Genomic DNA, 21056 nt, shown 5'->3' with positions numbered 1-21056 from the left:
GCCCCGCCCGGCCGCACCGGGCAACACACAGCACCCATCTTTGAGGCCGTCGAGTCGCGGCATGGAGGTGGGGCGTGCTCACCATCGGTTCCCTCTGCTCTGGATACGGCGGGTTAGACGCCGGCCTGGTTGACGCCCTTGGCGGCGGCACGATCGCCTGGCACGCCGAAACCGACCCTCACGCTTCCGCCGTCCTCGCCGCCCGCTACCCGGGTGTTCCGAACCTCGGCGACCTCACGCTCGCTGACTGGACCGCAACCCCACCCGTCGACTGGATCGTCGGCGGCTACCCCTGCCAGCCGTTCAGCCTGGCCGGACCCCGCAGAGGTGAAGATGACCCGCGCAACATCTGGCCGTCCATCGCTGCGGCCATTCGCCAGCTACGACCGCGATTCGTGTTGCTGGAGAACGTATCCGGGCACCTCAGCAAGGGATTCGGACGTGTACTCGGCGACCTTTCCACCCTCGGGTATCTGGGCGCATGGCGTAGCGTCCGCGCGTCGGACGTAGGCGCTCCCCACCGCAGGCAGCGCGTTTTCATCCTCGCGGTTGACGCCTCCCGCCTCGACGGACTGCCCGTCACCGAACCGGCCGCGCCGCCAGCAAACCGAGACCTGGCGCTGATGGCAACCCCTGCGGCCCGCGACGGGCGGGGGATCTCGCCGCTGCCGAACATCTCGTCGTTGCCGAACACGGTCTCCCTGCTGCCGACCCTGCGCAGCAGCCCGTTTGGGCTGAACGACAACCCCGAGTCCTGGCTAGCGCGGAACAAGCTGCTGGCCGCCCGCCGCAGCAAGGGCGCGAGCGGGATGCCCCTCGGGGTGGCCGTGCAGCTCGCCGCCGAGGAAGGGTCGCGCTGGGGCCAGTACGCCACAGCCATCGCACGGTGGGAACAGGTCACCGGACGCCCGGCGCCCGACCCGATCGAGCAGGGCCGCACCGCACCGCGCCTCAACGCCCGGTTCGCCGAGTGGATGATGGGCCTGAGCGGCGGCTACGTCACCGACGTTGTCACCACCTACAGCCGCGCCCTGCGCGTGATCGGCAACGGCGTCGTCAACCTGCAGGCGAGTCACGCCGTGAAACTGCTGCTGGCCGACCTCGCCGAACTGGCGCGAGCCTGATGCCGCAGCGACCCCCCACCCCCTGCACCTGGCGCGGCTGGCCCCCCTGCCCCGAACTCGTCCCCAGCGGACAGCGCCGCTGCCCCGAGCACGCCGAGCGCTTGCCGGACCTGCGGCCGTCAGCAGTGAGGCGGGGATACGGCGCCCGGCATCGGGCATGGCGGCGGCAGGTTCTAGCCAAGAACCCGATCTGCAAGGTGTGCCAGCTTCGGCTGTCCGCGCACGCCGATCACTACCCGCTGTCCTTGCGTGAGCTGATCGAGGCTGGTGTCGACCCGCACGGCGACCCGGCACTCGGCCGGGGTTTGTGCCACGGCTGTCACAGCAGCGAGACGGCGCGCCTGCAACCGGGCGGCTGGCACCGCGACCGCGACCAGGCCGCCGAAGCCGACGAGGCCGAGGGGTAGGGGCGTCGCAATCGCTGGCGCGGTGAGGGGCGAGACCGTCCGGGGTGGTGACGCGCACACACGCTCAGAACCAGAGACCCCCCTTGCGGTCGGCTCCTTCTGCCCTCAACCATGCAGTTGGACAGTCATTGTCACTGTGATTCCTCGTATACCGTCCTATCCAGGATCTCGGGCTGCCAATCCCCGAACCCGTCAACCCGAACCGCGTAGCCGACCGCCGCACCCTGTTCGCGTCTGCGCTCGCCTACGTAGATACCGAACACATCCATCTTGCTGCCGGGGTTGATCTTCATCACGGGGCTTCCGGACGAACCTGGGTCGGAGATGGCGCTCAACTCGAAGAAGTATCGCCCGGGAAATGGCATCGGGACGTCCGTGATGCGACGTCGGATGTAGCCCTCGGTGTACACGAGGTCTGGCCGGATCAAGGCTGCTCCGTCCTTGACCATCTCGTAGTACACATCCTCGGGGTACCCGAAATTTTTGTACGGGTGTGCTTGAGGGTAGTGAGATTTCGAGAGTCGCATCATGGAGGTCAGGCCGCTTCCTTGCAGCCGGACGAGCCCGACGTCTTCACTGGGGTGAATGGCCGACGCGACGATGTCGTACGCATACCATTCGCGATCTCGAATGAACATGGCGGCCAAGCCCGTTGTTTCGCCGCGTATGCAGTGGGCTGCGGTGAGGGCATAGTGGCGCTCACCGATGAGGAATGCTGAGCCCAACATCCGTACTACCTTGCCGGTCTGATGATCGAAGACGCAGAGCGGGAAGACGTGATCACGGATCTGATCCGTCTGGTGGAGTTTGCCGGTTGCTGGGTTGGTCTCCAAAGTTCACCTCCGAGTGGACTAGCTCGTCATACCACTTTCCAACTCGGCTCGGGGGTGAATGATGCTCACGACCCGAGGCCCGATCCGCGTCGTCGCCTACGGCGGCGGTGTGCAGTCGACCGCACTGCTCGTCCTCGCCGCGACCGGCCGGATCGACTTCCCCACCTTCCTGTTCGCCAACGTTGGCGACGACAGCGAGGAACCGGCGAGCCTGCGTTATGTCCACGAGGTGGCGGCCCCCTACGCCGCCGCGCACGGGATCGCGCTACACCAGCTCGACCGGGTACGCCGCGACGGCCGGGTCGAGACGCTGCTCGGCCGCCTGACCCGGCCAGGGTCGCGGTCGCTGCCGATCCCGGTGAGGATGAGCAACGGCTCGCCGGGCACCAGGTCGTGTACGGCGGACTTCAAGATCAAGGTTCTCGGTCGGTGGCTGCGCGCGAACGGGGCCAGCTCTGAGAATCCGGCGACGGTTGCGGTGGGCATCTCCCTCGACGAGATGCACCGCGCGCACAACCGCTGGGTCAACCCGTACGAGCGCGTGACGTATCCGCTGCTCGACTTGCGCCTCAACCGCGCGGACTGCATGTCGATCATCAGGGCCGCAGGGCTGCCGGTACCGGGTAAGTCGTCGTGCTGGTTCTGCCCGCTGCACACCCGCGCGCACTGGGCGATCATGCGCCGCGATAGGCCCGATCAGTTCGCCGCAACCTGCGACCTTGAGTCGCTGCTCAACACACGCCGAGCCGAGCTGGGTCGCGACCCGGTGTTCTTCCTGCGTTCCGCGCGCCCGCTCGCCGACGACATCGCACCGGCACAGGACGAGTTGCCGGGGCTGGAACCGGAAGACGATGCGCCCTGCGACAACGGCGCGTGCTGGACCTAGCTGCCACATCGGCACCACCGAGACCGGAACCATGATGGGAGGTGCCGCCGTGCCTGCCGCAACCGGCCGCACCCCCAAACCTGCTGGTCTGAAACTGCTGGAAGGCCGCGCCCCGGGGCGTGACTCCGGCGGGCGGAAGGTGGCGAAACTCCCGGAGTTCGCCCGCGAACTGCCCTCCCGGCCTGACGACCTCTCGCCGGAAGCGGCAGAGCTGTGGGACCTGGTGGTTGCGCACCTGCCGGAGTTGCAGCTCTTGAAGGTTCTGGACGGCCCGGCCCTGCGTGTCGGGGCTGAGACCTACGCCCGGTGGCGGCAGGCCGTCGCCATGCGCCAGGCCCACGGGCTGCTGGCCGAGAACTCCCAGGGCAGGGTGGCCGCGCCGTGGGTCGGGATCGAGGAACGCGCGGGTAAGGAATTCCGTAGCTGGTGCGCTGAGTTCGGACTCACCCCGGCCGCTGAGGGCAAGCTCGCCAAGGGGGACACCAGTGCTCCCGACGACGAGAACCCGTTCGCCTGACCTCGGCCCGGTTGCGCAACCGCCAGCGAACCCGATGCCGGGCCGGGCGCAACTGCGGAAAATCAAGCTGTCACCCGAGGTCGCCTGGTACCTGATCAGCCGGGGCATCCCGCTACCGGCGTGCCCGCCCAAGCACAAGACCCCGGAACCGCGCACGCTACCCGGGGCCCGGTTCGACCCCGAGCGTGTCGACCGGGTCCTCAAGGCGTTCGGGCTGCTGCGGCACACCCAGGGAGCGCTAGCCGGCCAGCCGCTCGTCCCGGACCCGTGGCAGGTGGCGTACATCCTCGCCCCCGTCATGGGCTGGGTACGGCAGAACGAGGCCGGGCGCTGGGTGCGGATCATCCGCGAGTGCTACGTCGATGTGCCGAGGAAGAACGGCAAGACGACCTTGGCCGGCGGGCTGGCCATCTACCTCACGGCTGGCGACGGGGAACCCGGCGCGCAGGTGCTCGCCGCCGCCACCACCGAGCGGCAGGCGTCGTACCTGTTCGAGCCGGTACGCCAGCTCGCCCGCCACGCCCCGGCCCTCTCCGGTCACGTCCGGGCACTGGCCAAGAAGATAGTTCACCCGCGCTCCGGGTCCTACTTCACCGTGGTCAGCTCGGTTGCCGAGGCACTGCACGGCGCGAACGTCCACGCGGCCGTGGTCGACGAGCTGCACGTCCACGCGACGCCGGACCTGGTCGAGACGATCGAGACCGGCACCGGCTCGCGGGAACAGCCGCTCGTGGTCCTGATCACGACCGCCGACGCAGGCAAGCCGAACACCATCTACAGCCGGAAGAGAAGGCGGGTCGAGCAGCTCGCCGCCGGAACCCTGGTCGACCCGACCACGTACGGCGTGATCTGGGGGGCCAGCGAGCGGGACGACCCTTTCAGCCCGGAGACGCAGCGCAAGGCCAACCCCGGCTACGGCATCTCGCCGACCGCCGAGTACCTGGCGGGCAAAGCAACCAAGGCCCGCGACACCCCGGCCGAGCTGGCGTCGTACCTGCGGCTGCACCTCGGGATCAGGACCCGGCAGCAGACCCGGTACCTGCCCCTCGCGGTGTGGGACCGCAACGCTGGCCCGGTGCTCGACGAGCAGCAGCTCGCCGGGCGGGTGGCGTTCGGCGGCCTGGACCTCTCCCGGACGACGGACCTGTCCGCGCTGGCCTGGCTGCTGCCGGACGGCGCGGGCGGGTACGACTGCCTGTTCCGGTTCTGGGCCCCCGAGGCGATCCTCGGCGACCTGGACAAGCGCACGGCGGGCAACGCGAGTGTCTGGCACCGCGACGGCCTGCTCACCCTGACCCCGGGCGACGTGATCGACTACGGGCACATCCGCCAGCGCATCGACGCCGACCTCGACCTGTTGCAGGTCGCCGCGCTCGGCTACGACCGCTGGAACGCCACGCAGCTCGTGACGGACCTAGCCGAGGCCGGGGCCCCGGTGGTGCCGATCGGGCAGGGCTACGCCAGCATGTCGCCCCCGCTGAAAGAGCTGAACACGTTGCTGCGCAAGGGAACCAGCCGCGCGCCGGTGGTCCGGCACGGCGGTCACCCAGTGGCCCGGTGGATGCTCGACAACCTCGCCGTCCAGATGGACGCCGCCGGCAACGTCAAGCCGGACAAGGCAAAGAGCGGCGACAACATCGACGGGATCTCGGCGCTGGTGACGGCCCTCGCCCGCGCGATGGTCGCGCCCAAACCCAAGACCAGCGCTTACGACGAGCGTGACCTAGAGGTGGTGTGACGTGGCCCTGTTCGCGTTCCGGCGGCTGCTGCGACGGCGGGCGATCGTGAACCTGACCGGCGGCAAGGCTTTCGCCGGCATCCTGTTCGCCCGCTCCGGGCCCCTGCTGATCCTGCGTGACGCCACCTTGCACGAGCCGGGCTGTGCCCCGGTCCCGGTCGACGGCGAGGTCGTCATCGAACGCAGCGCCGTCGAGTTCATCCAGCTCATCACCTAACCCAAGGGGGCGGCGTGGCGTTCGTTGTGTCCTCGGGCCAGATCGCCACCCTGGCCGCCCCGATCGCCGCCGGCTCGACGCACCTGCGGCTGTCGGACAACCTCGTCAGCGACTACGCGCAGATCTGGCGGGCCCAGCCGCAGGTGCGCACCGTGATTAGCTTCCTGGGCCGCAACATCGCCCAACTGGGCCTGGGAGTGTTCCGCAGGGTCAGCGACACCGACCGGCAGCGCCTTGCCGAGCACCCCCTCGCGGTGCTGCTGGGCTCGCCCTGGCCGCGCGTCACCCGGTACCAGTTGATCGACGCCCTGGTCCAAGACCTCGCCCTGTTCGACAACGCTTTCTGGCTCAAGGTCCGGGGCGCGTCGGGGCTCGGGCTGCTGCGGCTGCCGCCCCGGATGGTCCGCCCGGTCGGCCCGAGCTGGGTGTCGCCGGCCATGTACGAGTTCGCCGGGGGCCGGGGAGTGCACACCTTCACGGCCGACGAGGTCGTCCACTTCCACGGCTACGACCCCAGTACGTCGGGTTGGGGCAGCTCCCCGATCGAGACACTGCGCCAGGTCCTGGCCGAGGACTACGCCGCCGGTGCCTACCGCGAGCAGCTCTGGCGCAACGGGGCCAGGGTGAGCGGCTACCTGTCCCGGCCCGTGGACGCCCCGAACTGGTCGGACCCCGCGCGCCAGCGGTTCCGGCAGTCCTGGCAGTCGCAGTACACCGGCGACGGCCCGCAGGTTGGCGGGACGCCGGTGCTTGAGGACGGCATGAGCTTCACCCCGGCGGCCATCTCGCCCGCCGACGCCCAGTACATCGAGGCCCGCAGGCTGACCAGGGAAGAGGTCGCCAGCGCGTTCCACATCCCGCCCCCGATGGTCGGCATTCTCGATCACGCAACTTTCTCCAATGTGGAGCAGCAGCACCGCCAGCTCTACTCGGACACCCTGGGGCCGTGGCTGGAACAGATCACGCAGGTGATCGAGGCTCAGCTCGTCCCCGACCTGCCCGACGCGAACCGGGTGTACGTCGAGTTCAACCTCGCTGCCAAGCTCAACGGCTCGTTCACCGAGCAGGCCACCGCGTTCAGCACCTCGGTCGGGCGACCGTGGATGACCGCGAACGAGGCCAGGGCGAGGAACAACCTGCCGACCGTGCCCGGCGGGGACGAGCTGATTGTCCCGCTGAACGTGACGGTGGGCGGGCAAGCCAGCCCGAGGGATTCCGCGCCGCCGCCCAAGGCCCGCCGCAGCAAGGCGGGCAGGTGGGTCCGGGTGAAGGCCGCGCCCGGCCAGCTGGTCGACGAGGCCGCCGAGCAGCTCGCCGGGTTCTTCGCGCGGCAGTCCCGGGCGGTGCTGTCGAGGGCCGGGGCCAAGGCTGCGGCTGATGACCTGCTCGACCCGGACCGGTGGAACCCGGAGCTGGCCGAGCTGCTGCTCGGCATCAACCAGCAGTACGCTGCCGGGGTCGTCGCCGGGCTGGCCGCCGGGGGCGACCTCGACCAGGCCGCCGCGCTGGACGCCATGACCGGCTGGCTGGCCGCCAACGCCGAGCACGCCGCCGAGGCCATCAACGAGGCCACCGTCGAACAGGTCGCCGCCGCACAGGCCGCCGCCGATCCGCTCGCCGAGCTGACGGCGTTGTTCACGGCCGCCCAGCAGGTACGCGCCCGGCAGATCGCCATCACGCAGGCCACCAACGTCTCGGGGTTCGCCGCCGAGGACGCCGGCCCGCACGCCGGGTTCACACACAAAACCTGGGTGGTCACCAGCAGCAGGCCGCGCAGCTCGCACGCCCGTATGGACGGCGAGGCCGCAGCGATCGGCACCAAGTTCAGCAACGGCGCGCGGTGGCCGGGCGACCGGGTCCTCGACGAGGACGACCGGGCCGGCTGCACCTGCGACATGCGCCTGACCACCGCCGACCGGGAGGATTCCTAGTGCTGCTCAAGACCTGCCGTGCCCGGATCAAGCAGGCCGGCGGCCCCGAGGCCCCCGCCGGGGAGTTCGAGGCGATCGTCTCCGTGTTCGGCAATGTCGACTCGGTCGGTGACAAGGTCATGCCGGGAGCGTTCACGGACACCCTGGCCGAGTGGGAGGCCAGCGGCGACCCCATCCCGATCATCTGGAGTCACCGGTCGGACGATCCGGACTACCACATCGGGCACGTGATCGAGGCCGCCGAGACCGGCGAGGGCCTCTGGGTCCGGGGCCTGCTCGACCTCGACGCCCCCAAAGCGGCCCAGGTGTACCGGCTGCTCAAAGGCCGCAGGGTTACCCAGTTCAGTTTCGCGTACGACATCCTCGACGCCGCCCCAGGTGTGCACGAGGGGGCCGACGTGCTGGAGCTGCGCAAGCTCAAGGTGTACGAGGTCGGCCCGACGCTGATCGGCGCCAACCAGGCGACGAGCCTGCTGGCCGTCAAGGAAGGCCGCCGCAACAGCACGACCGACCTGGCCGACCTACAGCACATGCACGACGCCGCTGTCCGCCTGGGCGCGGCCTGCCAGAGCAAGGCCATCCACGGCCACGCCCCGGACACCGAGGAACCCGCACGGGTCAAGGTGCTGCCCCGGCCCCGTCGTGACACCGCCGCCGAGCTGGCGCTCGACCTGGCGCTCGACGCCGCCTAGTCACCCTTCACCCGCGCACCGGCCCCCGGGCCGCGCTGCGCCCTGTTCACGGGGAGTACCACCTTGTCCGCCAAGCTCGCCCGCCTCAAGAACGAGGCGAACACGGCCCTTGCAGCAGCTAAGGCCATCGCCACCAAGGCCCTCGACGAGGGCCGCGACATGAACAGCAACGAGTTCGCCGAGTACACCGGGCACCTTGACGCCGCCGGTCAGCTCGTCGAGCAGATCAAGGCCGCGCGCCGGGATCAGGACCTGCTCAAGCGCGCCGACCAGCTCGCCGCCGACCTTGGCCTCGACGACATCGACACCGCCCGCGGCGACCTCGGTGCCCAGGGCGAGGACCCGACCCGCGCCAAGGCCGCGAGCCTCGGCCTACAGGTCGTCGGCAGTGCTCAGTTCAAGAGCCTGATGGGCGCGTTCGGCCGTGACGAGTACGGCCAGGTCCGGGTGCCCGACCGGGCGCGGGTGCAGTCCGACCCGATCCCCGTCGACCTTCCGCGTAAGGCCCTGTTCGTCGGCGGCTCGCCGACCAGCGCCGGCCCGTTCGTGGTCCCGGAACGCACCGACATCGTCGAGATGCTCGGGCGCCGGGCACTGACCGTCCGCGACCTGATCTCGGTACGGCGCACCACGTCGGACACCGTCGAGTACGTCGTTCAGACGAGCCACACCAACGCCGCCGCCCCGGTGCCCGAGGCGACCAGCTCGGCCCCGCCGACCGCCCCGGGTGGCGCTGGCGCGCTCGTCAACGACCCGGCTGGCGGGTACAAGCCCGAGGGGTCCTGGGCGTTCGCCCGCCGCACGGCGACCGTGAAGACGCTCGCCGAGTGGGTGCCGGCCACCAAGCGCGCCTTGGCGGACGTGGCCCAGCTTGAGGGCCTGATCCGTGACGAGCTGGCCGCCGACCTGGCCGAGACCGAAGAGGCACAGATCCTCAACGGCTCGGGTGTCGGCGAGAACCTGCCCGGCATCCTCGGCACCTCGGGTATCCAGACGATCGCCAAGGGCGCGGACACCTTCCCCGATGCGCTGCGCAAGGCGATCACCAAGGCCCGCACGGTCGGCCGGGTCGCACCCAGCGGCATCGTCCTCAACCCGGTCGAGGTCGAAAAGCTCGACCTGCTCAAGGACACCCAGGGCCGCTACTTCGGCTCGGGCCCGTGGGGCATCGGGCCCCGCACCGCGTGGGGCGTCCCGGTCGTCGAGTCCGAGATCATGCCCGCCGGCACCGGCCTCGTGGCCGACTTCTCCAAAGCCGTGCTGTGGGACCGGGAACAGACCACGGTCACCATCTCCGACGCGCACGCCGATTTCTTCATCCGGAACCTGGTGGCGCTGCTGGCCGAGGAACGAGTCGCGTTCGCCGTGACCCGCCCCTCCGCGTTCTGCACCGTGACCGGGCTGTAGGGGGTGGTGCCGATGTCTGAGCTGTACCCGTACGACGTGGTCGTCAACGGCGTTGCCACGACCCTGCTGCTGTCGGCCGCCGATGCCGCCGAGCGGGGCCTCCCCGCCCCAGCCACCGGGCCGCCCGCAGTACCGGCCCGCGCGCAAAAGAAGACGGCGGCCCGCCCGCCTGCTGAGGGCTGAGCCGTGGCCGGGCTGGTCACGGTCGCCCAGTGGCCGGACTACACGACTGCCCCGGTACCAGCCAACGCAGCCGCCCTGCTGCTGGTCGCCTCAACCGAGGTCCGGGGCTACTGCGGCTGGAACATCTCCGCCGAGCCGGACGCGTCGGCAGTCCTCGACGGCGACGGGTCGATGATCCTGCTGCTGCCGACGCTGCTGCTGACCGCCGTGCACACGGTGAAGGTCGACGGCATCCCGGTCACCGATTACGAATGGTCGGCGGCCGGGGTGCTGCGGCGGCGGGCCGGCTGGCCTGACCAGTTTCGGGCTGTCGAGGTCACGTTCGGCCACGGGTACGACCCGGTCCCCGACGACGTGGCCGCGATGGTCGTCTCCGTTGCCGCACGTCACGCCGCCACCCCAGCCGCGTACCGGCAAGAGGCCATCGGGGCGTACAGCTACACCACGGCAGCCAGCACGCCGGGCACCCCGGCGCTGGAACCCGTCGAGCGGCTGGTCCTGGACCGCTACCGGCTCCCGGACCGCGCATGAGCATCGACCACCTGCTCGGCGACACCTGCCTGATCGAGCCGCCCGCCGGACACTCCGCGACCGGGCCGCTGTTCGGGCCCGGGGTGGCAAGCAGGTGCCGGATCGAGGACGCCGCCGAGCTGCTCCGCGACAACCTCGGCGAGCAGGCCCCGGCGACCGCGCGGCTGTTCCTGCCGCTGGGCACCCCGATCGCCGCCGGCGCCAGGGTCACCATCGGCGGCCGGGTACTGACCGCCGTCACCGTGGCCGTCATCCCGGGCCGGGCTGGGCCGCATCACGTTGAGGTGAGGCTGCGCTAGTAGCTGCCCGAGGGGCACAGGTGCTTGATCGCTGCGGCGACCAGTTTCTCCGCCACGGCCGGTGTGACCTCGTCACGCTGCGCGGCCAGCCGGACCGCCTTGTCACGGGATGACTTGAGGTCGAGGCAGATATCCCGGCCGTGGCTGACAGCGCGGTCGGGCTTCTCCGCGAGCCGAGGGTCAATCACCTTTACGGCAGCTAGGTACCCGGATTTCTGGGCCTCGTCGGGCTGGGGCAGGACCCGCGACGCCGTGGCCGCAAGCGAAGGCCCCTGAGTGGTGGCGGGGGCCGCCCCGGGCGTCTGGTCCGTCCCCGGCGAACAGCCCGCCGCCAGCAGCGCGGCCAGGCCCAGCAAGGTCACCATCTTCACTTTCCGCATCCCGGGAGCCTATCGGCCCGCCACAGTGGACAGGGGGCCGCTCGTGAGCCGCTTTCAGCTCCGCTGGCGGGGCGACGAAGCCCTCGACGCGCTACAGGCCGGTGTCGTCGCAGGTGTCCGCACCGTGGCCCGGTTCATCTTCGACGAGGCCCAGGGGTTCGTGCCCCTCGACGGCGGCGACCTTCGCGCCACGGGCAGAACCTTCGTCCGGGCCAGCAGCACCGGTGCTACCGGGTTCATCACCTACGACTCGCCGCCCGGCGCGACGGTGGCGCTGGCGATCGTGCAACACGAGCGCCTCACCATGCACCACGGTCCGGGCCGCAAAGCCAAGTACCTGGAGGACCCGATCGTCGCAGCCCGCCGCATCGCCGGGCAGGTCATCGCCCAGCAGATCAGGAGACACCTATCGTGACACTCTGGCAGCACACCAGCGGCGAGCAGGCCCGCACCGTCCCTAACTCCACAGAGGACCGCCGCCTAGCGGCGTCTGCGGACTGGCACCGCCCCGGCGAGCAGCAGCCCGCCGAGCCCAAGCGGAAGGCCGCGGGTGGGACTGGCTGACGGCCTGGCGCGGTACCTAGCCACCGCTGGGCTGGTCACCTACAGCGCGACCAGTGCGAGCGGCAACGTATTCCTTGACGACCTGCCGCCCGCGCCGGACCTGGCCGTCGCCGTCGCCCTGTACGCGGGCCCCGAGTCTGACACCGGCCTCGGCTACGACGAGCCGTCGGTACAGGTCACGGTGCGCGGGCCCGCAAGCACCCAGGCCGCCGCCGACCTGGCCGCCGCCGTGTACGACGCCCTGCACGGCCTCGGCCCGCTGCGCCTGCCCGGAGGGACGCACCTGCTGTCCTGCGCCGGGGTGCAGTCCGGCCCCGTGCCGCTGGGCCTCGACGAGTCGGGCCGCCGCCGGTTCGCCGTCAACTTCCGCACCGAGATCCGCGCCGCCTCGGCGCATCGCACCTAGAACAACGGGGGAACCGTGGCACCACCTGTGAAGTACAACGCGCGTGACTGCGTGTTCCAGATCAGCGACGGGGCCGCCACCCCGGTCTGGACCGAGATCGGCGGCCTGAACACCTTCACGCTTTCGCGCAGCGAGAACGAGGAGACCACCGACACCACGTCGTTCGTGTCCGCTGGCGAGTACGAAGGCCAGGTCATGCAGCGCGGGGCCTCGCTCCAGTTGGAAGGCTTCCGGCTCACCGACCCGGCGACCGGGCAGCCGGAGCCAGGCCAGAAGCTCGTGGAAGCGCTTGGCACCAAGGTCGGGAACCTGTCGCTGGGCCAGGTCCGTTTCGCTGCCCCCGGCGAGACGATCTGGGAAGTGTGGACCGCGTACGTGTCGGTCGGCGACACCGGCGGCGGCAACAACGACAAAGCCTCGTGGTCCTGCACGTTCACCCGATCCGGACCCAAGACCACGATGGCGAGGCCGTAGCCGTGACCGAGCACCTTCACCCGAGCACCGACCCCGCCACCGAGGTTGAGGACTTCGACGCGTTCTGGCAGCGGCACACCACAGGCCGCACCCAGCCCCGCGCCCGCATCTTCGGCGCGCTGGTCCCCGTCCCCATGTCGCTGCCCCTGCAGGTGCTGTACGAACGCGACCGGCTGGCCGACTCCGAAGACCTCGGCGACACGCGGCGGCTCGTCGCGATGGTCTGGGGCGAGGACGCTCTCGACGAGTGGAGCCGGGCCGGCTGCGACATGGCCCAGTTCCAAATCCTGCTGGCCTACGGGTTCGCTCGCGCCAGCGGCCAGGTCGTGACGTTCGACGAGATCGCCGCCCGGGTCGCCGAGGCCACCGCAGCCAAGGCCGCAGCGGGAAAAGCGCAGGCGCCGGGCAACCGGGCGGCCCGCCGCGCTGGTGGCAGGTCACGCGGTCGCACTGGTCGCTGATCCTGGCCGACTTCCGCCGGGAGTACGGCATCACGGGCGAGCAGCTCGCGGCCCTGGACGTAGCCGAGTTCCGCGCCCTGATGCACGGCCTGAGCGAACACTCCGTGTTCCGGCACGTCGCCGGGCCTGAACTGTCCGTTGTGGATGACCCCGGCAAGATCCGGGCCGCGCTGCACTCGACCTAACTGAACAACGCGCCGAGGGGGTGCTCGTGGCCCTCAACGTCGGTGAGTTGTTCGGCACGGTCTCGATCGACAGCAGCCAGGCCCGCAAGGGGCTTGACGAGACAGAGGGCGCGTTCGAGGGTCTGCTCGGCACCCTCAAAGCCGGGGCCATCGCGGCGGCTGCGGCCGGCATCGCCATCGGGGCCGCTCTCGTCGGCGGGCTGGCCGGGGCGATGGACACCGAGGCGGCGAACGCCAGGCTGACCGCCCAGCTCGGCGCTACCGGCCCTGAGGCCAAGCGGTACGGGCAGGCAGCCGGGGCGCTGTACTCCGCAGGCTACGGCGAATCCCTAGCAGGGGTCAGCGACGCCATCCGCGCTGCTACCCAGAACGGCATCCTGGGCCGTGACGCTACGGTCGCTGAGATCAAGCAGGTGTCGGGCGGGCTGCTGACCGTGGCCGAGGTGCTTGGCGAGGAAGTCGGCCGAACGGCGACAGCGGTCGGCAACATCCTCCGCAACGGCCTGGCGAAGAACGCCAAGGAAGCGTTCGACCTGATCACGGCCGGCGCGCAGAACGGCGCGAACAAGGCTGACGACCTCGTTGACACGTTCAACGAGTACTCGGTTCAGTTCGCCAAGCTCGGGCTGTCCGGACCGCAGGCCCTCGGGCTGCTGTCACAGGCGATCAAGGCCGGTGCCAGGGACAGCGATGTTGCAGCGGACGCCTTGAAAGAGTTCGCGATCCGCGCTGTTGAAGGGACCGCCGAGTCAGCGGCAAGCTTCGCCGCCCTTGGCCTCAACGCCGACAAGATGCGCGCGGCGGTCGCCAAGGGCGGCCCGGCCGCTGCCGCAGCCCTCGACGAGGTGCTCGACCGGCTGCGCAAGACCCAAGGCAAGGCGGACGCCGCCACTGTCGCGTTCGGGCTGTTCGGCACCAAGTCCGAGGACTTGCAGGGTGCGCTGTACGCGCTGGACCCCAGCAGCGCCGTTGCCGGCCTCGGCCAGCTCACCGGAGCCACCGACAAGGCTGGCGCGACGCTGCACGACACGGCAGCCAGCAGCCTTGAGGCGTTCAAACGGCAGGTGCAGACGGCGTTCGTCGATTTCGTCGGTGGTAAGGGCCTGCCGGTACTGAAGGAGGTCACCGGCTACCTGTCGGCCAACTTCGGGCCGTCCGTGAAGCTGGTGGCCGGATTCATCTCTGGCGACATCATCCCGGCCCTATCGGACTTCTATCACTGGGTCGACGCCAACAAGGTGCCGCTGCAAGTCGTCGCCGGGATCATCGCCGCGATCTTCCTGCCGCACCTGATCGCCCTGGGCGTCACGGCCACCGTCACCGGCGTCAAGACGGCCGCCGCGTGGGTGATGACGCAAGTCGCCGCGATCCGTGCCGCCGCTGTGCACTCCGCTCAGGTCGTGGCGATGGTGGCGCGCTGGATTTTCCTTGGCGCACAAGCGATCTGGAACGCCGGCCGCCTGCTCGTCGCGTACGCGCTCATGGACGGCGGCGCGGTCCGCTCCGCTGCCACGGCCGCTGTGACGTTCGCCCGTCACGTCGCGGGCTGGGTACTGCTGGCCGTGCAGTCCGGCGTTCAGGCCGCCCGCTCGGCCGCCGCGTGGCTGGTCATACAGGCCGCCCAGGCGCAGGCCGCTGGTGTCGCGTCCCTGACGTTCGCCCGGATGGTGGGCGGCTGGATTCTCATGGGTACTCAGAGCCTCATGCAGGCCGCACGGATGGCCGCCGCGTGGGTGGTGGCGATGGGGCCGATCGGCTGGGTCATCGCGTTCGTGATCGCAGTGGTGGCGCTGATCATTGCCAACTGGGACACCGTGAAAAAGGCGACCGTGGCGGCCTGGGAGGCCGTCTGGGGCGCGATCAAAACTGTGTGGTCGTGGATCGTCGCCGCCGTCACCTGGTACCTGAATTTCATCCTGTCGATCTGGCGGGGTGCCTGGGACCTGCTGCTCGGCGTGCTGCGCTGGGCTCGTGACCTGGTGATCGGCTACTTCCGGATGATCTTCGACGGGGCGTCGGCCGCGCTCGGCTGGATCTCATCCAAGATCGACTCGTTCGTCGGGTTCGTGCTCGGGCTCAAGGGCCGCATCACGTCGGCGGCGTCTGGCCTGTTCGACGGCCTGGTCAGCGCCGGACGGTCCGGGCTGAACTTCTTGATCAGCCTGTGGAACAGGTTGGACCTCGGGTTCTCGATCCGTATCCCGGACTGGGTGCCCGGCATCGGAGGCCAGGGGTTCTCGGTGCCGGACCTGTTCCCCGACATTCCGATGCTGGCTAAGGGCGGCATCGTCCCGGCGACCCCGGGCGGGCGGCTGGCCGTGGTCGGCGAGGGCGGCCAGGACGAGGCCGTGATTCCACTGAACCGCCTGGCCGGGATGCTCGGCGCGGGCGGCGGCGGGCCGGTTTACGTGACTGTCCAGATTGGAGAACGCGCGGTCAGCGACATGGTCGAGGGCGTGCTGACCCAGCGGCCCGAGGCAGTGGCCGCCGCAGCCCGTACCGGTGACCGGTACCTGAACCGGAGAGGCTGACATGCCCCTGTACCTCGGCACCACCGGGAACCTCACCGCCCTGCCGCCGCCGCTGCGGGGCGTGCAGGCAACTGCGGAGCCCATGCTCGGCGAGCACCGGACGCTGGGCGGTGGCAGGGCGATCGACTACACGGGCCAGCCTCGCCGCACGTACAGCCTGGCGTGGCGGGCACTCACCGATGCCCAGTACGCCATTCTGGAGGCGTTCCACACGCAGGGGCGCGGCCCGTTCCTGATGCTGCCGCAGGATGTGCCGTGGAACTACTTCACGCCCAACGCCGCCAGCGGCAGCGACGTGCTGGCTGGCGTTGCCGGGTTCAGCGTGGCCGGGGCAGGGGAGTCCCTCGCTTCGGTCATGCCATCCGGATACCAGCCGGTGCACGGGCTGAGGGTGGTTGAGTGGTCGCTGCCAGCCTCACCGGCCGGCGGGGTACTCGCTGCCGAGACTCTGCCCGGGGCCGCTGGGCTGCCCCTCGCGGTGTCCGCATCGGTGCGGTCTACGCGCGCCGTCGAGCTGCGCCTCGCAGGAACCTGGCTCACCGCAACAGGCGGCACCGGAACGTTCGCCGGTGCTGCCGCGACTGTCGCGGCGGCCTGGACACGGCTCTCCTTCACCGGCACGTTCCCCGCCGGGGCAGCGTGGGCTGCGGTCATGATCAAGGCCACCCCGTCGACCGTCACAGCGGCGACTGTCGTTGCGGTTGACGCGCTGCGCGCTGACCTGTCCGCGACGGCGGGGCCGTGGCGGCCTGGTCGTGGCGTGCCGCGTGTGTCCATCACGTCCCTCACCGACACGTACCCGTGGGCTGACCTGCACGACGCTGAGATGACCCTTGCGGAGGTGGGCTGATGCTTCCCGCCTCGACCGAGCTGGCCGCAGCGATCGAGTCCCCGGAGCGCCGCCCGGTGCTGCGGCTGCGGGCGGACTGGGACGGCGACGGGTACGGCAGCGGGATCGACGACCTGTCGGCCCAGGTAGGGAGTATCAGCGTGGACCGGGCACTGTCGGGTGAACTGCCCGACGAGGTCGCTCTCACTGAGGGGGCCGCCGCCGCTGCCCTGTCCGCTGAACTGACGATCGGCGATCCGGCCGACAGCGCCCGGCACGCCGCCTGGTGGTTTTCCCGCACCAACCCAGCCTCGCCTCTGGCCGGGCGGGAACGCCTCGCGCGGCCGGTCACGGCTGACATCGGCATGATGACCGCTACCGGGACGCAGTACCTCAGGCGCTTCACTGGCCTCACGCGGTCCGTCACAGCGGATGCTGCCCGCCGCACAGTGAAGCTCGACGCCCTGGACTACCGGGAGTTCTTCCGCCACACCACCGCAGTCCCAGCCGTGGAAACATCCGCTGGCCTGTCAGGCACGTGGATCGCCGGACTGATCGCCTACGGTGCGCGTGCTGCGCGGGGCGGGGCGGCGATCACGTTCGACGCCGCGCCGCGCGGCGCTGAACCGGATGTGTACGCCCCGATGTGGGGCTCGACGCACCCGTACCGGGTCAACGGTTCGGAGTTCAGCACCGTGATCGGACTGGGCCGCGCGTACAGCACCGCACCGAACTCCTTCGGCTCAGCACCCGCCGCCCCGGCGTTCATCCCGGGCAGGTACGTGCTCGCCGCCGACGCGAAGCCTGGCACGGTCGGCTGGCAGTCAGCGGAAGTCGCCTGCACCCCGGCCGAGCCGCCGGGTATGCCTTCGGGTACCCGGACCTGGCAGCGTGTGACGGTCGCCTGGTGGACCCGCCGCCGAAACGAGCCGCTCCCGGACGGTGCGCGGCTGCGCGCGGGCTACACGGCGTTCGCTGGGTCCAAGCCCAACGTTTTCAAGGGTTCCCTGTGGCTTGGTGCAGGTGCCGATCATCGGCTGTGCATGCGCTACGCCTACAACCCCAGCGGGCCGGAGGGCGGGCCGGGCACGGTCTACCGCGACGTGTACGGGCCGGCCGTGCCCGATGACGGCGGATGGCACCACGCGGGTGTGAGCCTCGACCTTGCCGCCGGGCAGGTGAGGTTCTTCCTCAACGGCACCGAGACCACGGCGACGTTTGACCCCGCAGGGCTGGCCCCGCTGAACCTGCGAGCTGCTTTCACCGCGTATCAGCCGGTGTGTGAGGTCATGATCTGGCACCGCACCGGCGTGCAGTGGCCGCACGAGCCGGGGTTCGTTCCCACGGCGCGGCTGGACACCTCGGCTCTCGATCTTGTCGGGGTGCTCGATCACACGCCGCGTGAGGCGTGGGCGCTGCTTAAGGAACTCGCCGCCGCCGAGCAGGCGACCGTGATGCTCGACGAACAGGGCGTGTTCCACTACCGGACCCGCGCGGCGTCCCGCCGGGCACACACCCCGGTACGCGCCCTCACCGCAGCGAACTCGCTGCTGGGCCTGGCGTCGGCTGATGAACTCGACCGGGTACGCAATCAGATCACCGTCACCTACCGGCCGGTGCGCCGCGACCTGGCATCGTCGCTGCTGTACGAGAGCACGGAGGTGCACCGGATCGAGCCGCGCAGCCGGATCGAGCTGTGGGTCGCGTTCACCAAACCCGCCTACGCCATCGATCCGGTGAGCATCGGCCTCCCGGCACCGTCCACACAGGTCACCCTGGCCCGTAACCCTGACGGCACCGGAGATCCGGGGACGGGTGAGACGGGCATGGTCGTGGAGTGGCAGGCCACGAAAGCACGTCTCCTGCTCACCAACGGAACGGGCGACGTGCTGTACACCGCGAATACGGCGGGCACCCCGACGATCAGTGTCGCCGGGTACGCGCTGATCGTCGGCCCTGAGGTTGAGCACACTGTCACCGACGCCAAGTCCGTGCAGCGGTTCGGGCCGCAGCCTCTCACCCTTCCGGCAGGGCCGTGGGTGCAGACGCAGCAGGTCGCCGACGCCCTCGGCGCAGAGCTGCTGTCCGACCTCGCCTGGCCACAGCCCGCCATCACCGGCCTCGACATCATCGGCGACCCCCGGCTACAGCTCGGCGACCGGGTACGCGTCACCGACCCCGATGGCCTCGCGCTCGACGGCGAGTACTGGATCAGCGGCATCACCGACCGGCTCAGCAGCTCGGGCTACACGCAGACCATCACCGCACGCCGCGCCCCGGCCGTCCTGCGCTGGGGACAAGGCGCGTGGGGCACACACGCATGGGGGATCACCGCATGACACCACCCGTTGATTTCCCGGCCCAGGAGTACGGGCAGGTCGCAACGCCGGAGTACATCAACGCCGTAGCCGCTGCCGTCGAGGACCACGATGCGGTGCTGCGCGGCGCGTACGCGGTACTCACCCGCACCACCGACTACCCCGTCGCAGCCGGGGCGGAGGTCCCGATCCCGTGGCAGGCCATCGCCACAGCCACGCCCGGAACAGCCGATCTCGCGAACTACCCCATGAGGCTCACCGTGCCTGCCGCAGGGACGTACGTGGTGTCGGCAGCGTTCGCGCTACAGGACACCAGCACAGGGCTGATGCGCGCGGCGCACATCCGCCTCAGCGGCGGTATCTGGCTCGCTGACCAGCGGTACAACGCACTTCCGTCGAACCACGCCCCGTTCACCCTGACGGCGGAGTTCGACGCCACGCCCGGCGCCTACGTCGAGGTGCTGGTGTTCCACGGCGCGGCAGGCCCGCTGAACTTCCTAGCCGCCGGTGCCGTGCCGGCCCGGTTCAGCCTCCGCCGCGTCCGCTAACCCCGCATGCGGGGCGGCTGGCACCCACGGGGGAAGGCGCCAGCCGCCCTGCCACCGTAGCCACCCCGCGCAACCCGCCCCAGCGCCGCGCCCCGCACGCGTGCGCCCCCTCACCATGCCCGCCACCAGGGAGGACACCACGCTGTGACCACCATCGCCACCCCAGCCATGAGGCAGTTCGCCGACGCGTGGGAAACGGCCATCGCCTCCGCGGTCTGCTCCGGCATCGTCGGCGACCCGGCGCACGCCCGCACCGGCGGCTATCACATCAGCCGTGAAGACCAGCCCACGTCGAACTACAGCGTGCAGCTACCCGAGGACCGGGCAGGCCAGGCGACCTGGGCCAGCGCCGTCGACATGAACATGAACCCCGCCGACATGCGGCTCGTCACTGGTCGGCTGCTCGCCTCAGCCAAAGACCAGAACGACCCCAGGCTCAACTACTGCCGCGAGTTCTACGGCACTCTCAACGGCCGCGACGTGACCGGCTGGGACACCTACCACGGACACCCGGCCACATCCGACGACAGCCATCTGTGGCATGTCCACATCAGTTTCCTCCGCCAGCACGCGGGCAGCCCCGAGGCCATGTCCGCTGTGCTGTCGGTCATCACCGGCAACACCAGCCCCAACCCCGAACCCGTGAAGGAACCCGAAGACGTGGACCCCGTACAGGACTTCCGCCTCAAGCTGCTGTTCGACAACTGGGCGCCGTCCCGCGCCGACTGGGTCAGGGCCGGCGGCGACGGCGCCGTCTACGACCAGGCCGCAGCACGCGGCGGAGCGGTCAACTCCAATGCTCTCGCGCACAGCAACACCAGCGCTCTCGTCCGCGAAGCCCAGGCGGCTATCGGCGCGCTCACTGGCAAGGTGACCGGGATCGAGCAGCGCCTCGACAAGCAGGCAACCGGCGGCATTGATCCGGCCGCGCTCGCCGCAGCCGTCGCCCCGTACCTACCCAAGCCCCCGACCGCCGCAGAAGTCGCCAAGGCCGTGCTTGACGCGCAGGCCGCACGCCTCAAGGAGTAACCGTGGCCGCCCCGGAACTGATCGTTGCGCTACTCGGGACCGGGGCTGTCTCTAGCATCATCGCCGCCCTGCTCGCCCGCCGCGCCCGCACCGCCGAGATAGCCCGGCTCTACGCCGAACGTGACGCCCTGCGGGCACAAGCTGCCCAGGCCGTCGCTGACGCCGCCGGTGCGCTCGCTGTCGAGCTGCGCACCGAGATGCAGCGCATGGCCGCCGAGCTGGCCGACGCCCGCACCGAAATCGCCCGCCTCCGCGCCGTCATCGACACCCTCACGAAGGAGAAACGTTGAACCCCGCCACCCTGACCCCGACCGCGCTTGGCGCGGCCATCTCCGTCACCACCAAGGCCGTTCTACTCGCCCTGGTCGCACTGCGCCTGGTCCCGCTCGACGAATCGCAGGTCGCCGCCCTCGTCCTCGCGGTCGCCGCTGTTGCTGACCTCGCGGTGTACCTCGGTGTGGTCCGGCCCCGGGTAACGCCTGTCGCCGACCCGCGCGACCGCGACGGAACCCCGCTCATCCGAGCCGAGTAACACCCGCTGCACACGACGCCCCGCCTCGCTGACC

At 70.3% G+C, this 21056-nt stretch carries 25 protein-coding genes; 23 read left to right on the top strand and 2 right to left on the bottom strand.

Annotated elements, in window-relative coordinates:
• The first annotated feature begins 74 nt into the window (after positions 1–74).
• Together A3G1_RS0118455 and A3G1_RS41460 are read left to right on the top strand one after the other, a co-directional pair.
• A complete protein-coding gene (locus A3G1_RS0118455) occupies positions 75–1124 on the top strand; it encodes a DNA cytosine methyltransferase (RefSeq protein WP_018350962.1) in 1050 nt (349 codons plus the stop codon).
• Between the two features lie 197 nt (positions 1125–1321).
• Entirely contained in the window at positions 1322–1531 is a 210-nt protein-coding gene (locus tag A3G1_RS41460) for a hypothetical protein (protein ID WP_018350961.1), read from the top strand.
• 131 nt (positions 1532–1662) lie between these two features.
• Here A3G1_RS41460 and A3G1_RS0118445 read toward each other — a convergent pair whose 3' ends face one another.
• On the bottom strand, positions 1663–2364 hold the full coding sequence (locus tag A3G1_RS0118445; protein ID WP_157641221.1) for a trypsin-like serine peptidase: 702 nt from the start codon (positions 2362–2364) through the stop codon (positions 1663–1665).
• A 61-nt stretch (positions 2365–2425) separates the two neighbouring features.
• Between A3G1_RS0118445 and A3G1_RS0118440 the strand changes: the two genes are divergently transcribed.
• The 10 genes from A3G1_RS0118440 (at position 2426) to A3G1_RS0118395 (ending at position 10765) form a co-directional block, all read left to right on the top strand.
• Positions 2426–3250 (top strand): hypothetical protein, encoded by an 825-nt coding sequence (locus A3G1_RS0118440; RefSeq protein ID WP_018350959.1) that lies wholly within the window; start codon positions 2426–2428, stop codon positions 3248–3250.
• A 49-nt stretch (positions 3251–3299) separates the two neighbouring features.
• A complete protein-coding gene (locus A3G1_RS0118435) occupies positions 3300–3767 on the top strand; it encodes a phage terminase small subunit P27 family (protein WP_211216342.1) in 468 nt (155 codons plus the stop codon).
• Entirely contained in the window at positions 3736–5505 is a 1770-nt protein-coding gene (locus A3G1_RS0118430) for a terminase large subunit (RefSeq protein ID WP_211216341.1), read from the top strand. Before A3G1_RS0118435 ends, A3G1_RS0118430 begins: the two co-directional genes overlap by 32 nt.
• 1 nt (position 5506) lies before the next feature.
• Positions 5507–5722: a hypothetical protein gene (locus A3G1_RS35490; RefSeq protein WP_018350956.1), complete on the top strand. Its 216-nt coding sequence runs from the start codon at positions 5507–5509 to the stop codon at positions 5720–5722.
• Between the two features lie 14 nt (positions 5723–5736).
• The gene (locus A3G1_RS39685; protein WP_026212268.1) at positions 5737–7653 is read left to right on the top strand and encodes a phage portal protein; all 1917 of its coding nucleotides are present in this window, start codon (positions 5737–5739) and stop codon (positions 7651–7653) included.
• Positions 7653–8345 carry an HK97 family phage prohead protease gene (locus A3G1_RS35485; protein ID WP_018350954.1) on the top strand — a complete coding sequence of 231 codons (693 nt, stop codon included), beginning with the start codon at positions 7653–7655 and terminating at the stop codon, positions 8343–8345. The genes A3G1_RS39685 and A3G1_RS35485 overlap by 1 nt, the downstream gene beginning before the upstream one ends.
• 63 nt (positions 8346–8408) lie before the next feature.
• The gene (locus A3G1_RS0118410; RefSeq protein ID WP_018350953.1) at positions 8409–9752 is read left to right on the top strand and encodes a phage major capsid protein; all 1344 of its coding nucleotides are present in this window, start codon (positions 8409–8411) and stop codon (positions 9750–9752) included.
• Positions 9753–9764: 12 nt separating this feature from the next.
• Positions 9765–9935 carry a hypothetical protein gene (locus tag A3G1_RS0118405; protein WP_018350952.1) on the top strand — a complete coding sequence of 57 codons (171 nt, stop codon included), beginning with the start codon at positions 9765–9767 and terminating at the stop codon, positions 9933–9935.
• A 3-nt stretch (positions 9936–9938) separates the two neighbouring features.
• Complete coding sequence (locus tag A3G1_RS38705; protein WP_018350951.1) at positions 9939–10466, top strand: hypothetical protein; 528 nt, start codon at positions 9939–9941, stop codon at positions 10464–10466.
• Positions 10463–10765 (top strand): hypothetical protein, encoded by a 303-nt coding sequence (locus tag A3G1_RS0118395; RefSeq protein WP_018350950.1) that lies wholly within the window; start codon positions 10463–10465, stop codon positions 10763–10765. The genes A3G1_RS38705 and A3G1_RS0118395 overlap by 4 nt, the downstream gene beginning before the upstream one ends.
• Here the strand turns inward: A3G1_RS0118395 and A3G1_RS0118390 are convergent.
• Positions 10762–11145: a DUF732 domain-containing protein gene (locus A3G1_RS0118390; RefSeq protein ID WP_083936987.1), complete on the bottom strand. Its 384-nt coding sequence runs from the start codon at positions 11143–11145 to the stop codon at positions 10762–10764. The genes A3G1_RS0118395 and A3G1_RS0118390 overlap by 4 nt on opposite strands.
• Before the next feature lie 43 nt (positions 11146–11188).
• Between A3G1_RS0118390 and A3G1_RS35475 the strand changes: the two genes are divergently transcribed.
• From A3G1_RS35475 to A3G1_RS0118325, 11 genes are all read left to right on the top strand, one after another.
• Positions 11189–11560 carry a hypothetical protein gene (locus tag A3G1_RS35475; protein ID WP_157641220.1) on the top strand — a complete coding sequence of 124 codons (372 nt, stop codon included), beginning with the start codon at positions 11189–11191 and terminating at the stop codon, positions 11558–11560.
• Positions 11561–11695: 135 nt separating this feature from the next.
• Entirely contained in the window at positions 11696–12115 is a 420-nt protein-coding gene (locus A3G1_RS35470; protein WP_018350946.1) for a minor capsid protein, read from the top strand.
• Between the two features lie 15 nt (positions 12116–12130).
• Positions 12131–12589 (top strand): phage tail tube protein, encoded by a 459-nt coding sequence (locus A3G1_RS0118370; RefSeq protein ID WP_245563525.1) that lies wholly within the window; start codon positions 12131–12133, stop codon positions 12587–12589.
• Between the two features lie 2 nt (positions 12590–12591).
• Positions 12592–13050, top strand: coding sequence for a hypothetical protein (locus A3G1_RS35465; protein WP_018350944.1), 459 nt, complete (start codon positions 12592–12594; stop codon positions 13048–13050).
• Positions 13051–13261: 211 nt separating this feature from the next.
• Positions 13262–15766, top strand: coding sequence for a phage tail tape measure protein (locus tag A3G1_RS38700; RefSeq protein WP_157641219.1), 2505 nt, complete (start codon positions 13262–13264; stop codon positions 15764–15766).
• Position 15767: 1 nt separating this feature from the next.
• On the top strand, positions 15768–16616 hold the full coding sequence (locus A3G1_RS0118350; RefSeq protein WP_018350941.1) for a hypothetical protein: 849 nt from the start codon (positions 15768–15770) through the stop codon (positions 16614–16616).
• Positions 16616–18934, top strand: a complete 2319-nt coding sequence (locus tag A3G1_RS0118345; protein ID WP_018350940.1) for a LamG domain-containing protein — start codon at positions 16616–16618, stop codon at positions 18932–18934. The genes A3G1_RS0118350 and A3G1_RS0118345 overlap by 1 nt, the downstream gene beginning before the upstream one ends.
• Positions 18931–19461: a hypothetical protein gene (locus tag A3G1_RS0118340; RefSeq protein ID WP_018350939.1), complete on the top strand. Its 531-nt coding sequence runs from the start codon at positions 18931–18933 to the stop codon at positions 19459–19461. The genes A3G1_RS0118345 and A3G1_RS0118340 overlap by 4 nt, the downstream gene beginning before the upstream one ends.
• 144 nt (positions 19462–19605) lie before the next feature.
• Positions 19606–20490, top strand: coding sequence for a hypothetical protein (locus tag A3G1_RS38695; protein ID WP_018350938.1), 885 nt, complete (start codon positions 19606–19608; stop codon positions 20488–20490).
• 2 nt (positions 20491–20492) lie between these two features.
• On the top strand, positions 20493–20780 hold the full coding sequence (locus A3G1_RS0118330; RefSeq protein WP_018350937.1) for a hypothetical protein: 288 nt from the start codon (positions 20493–20495) through the stop codon (positions 20778–20780).
• Complete coding sequence (locus A3G1_RS0118325) at positions 20777–21022, top strand: hypothetical protein (RefSeq protein WP_018350936.1); 246 nt, start codon at positions 20777–20779, stop codon at positions 21020–21022. Before A3G1_RS0118330 ends, A3G1_RS0118325 begins: the two co-directional genes overlap by 4 nt.
• Positions 21023–21056 lie beyond the last annotated feature (34 nt).

The sequence above is a fragment of the Longispora albida DSM 44784 genome (assembly GCF_000379825.1).
Classification (GTDB): Bacteria; Actinomycetota; Actinomycetes; order Mycobacteriales; family Micromonosporaceae; genus Longispora; species Longispora albida.
Note: the sequence above shows the minus strand (reverse complement) of the source record. Positions and strands in the feature narration are given on the sequence as shown.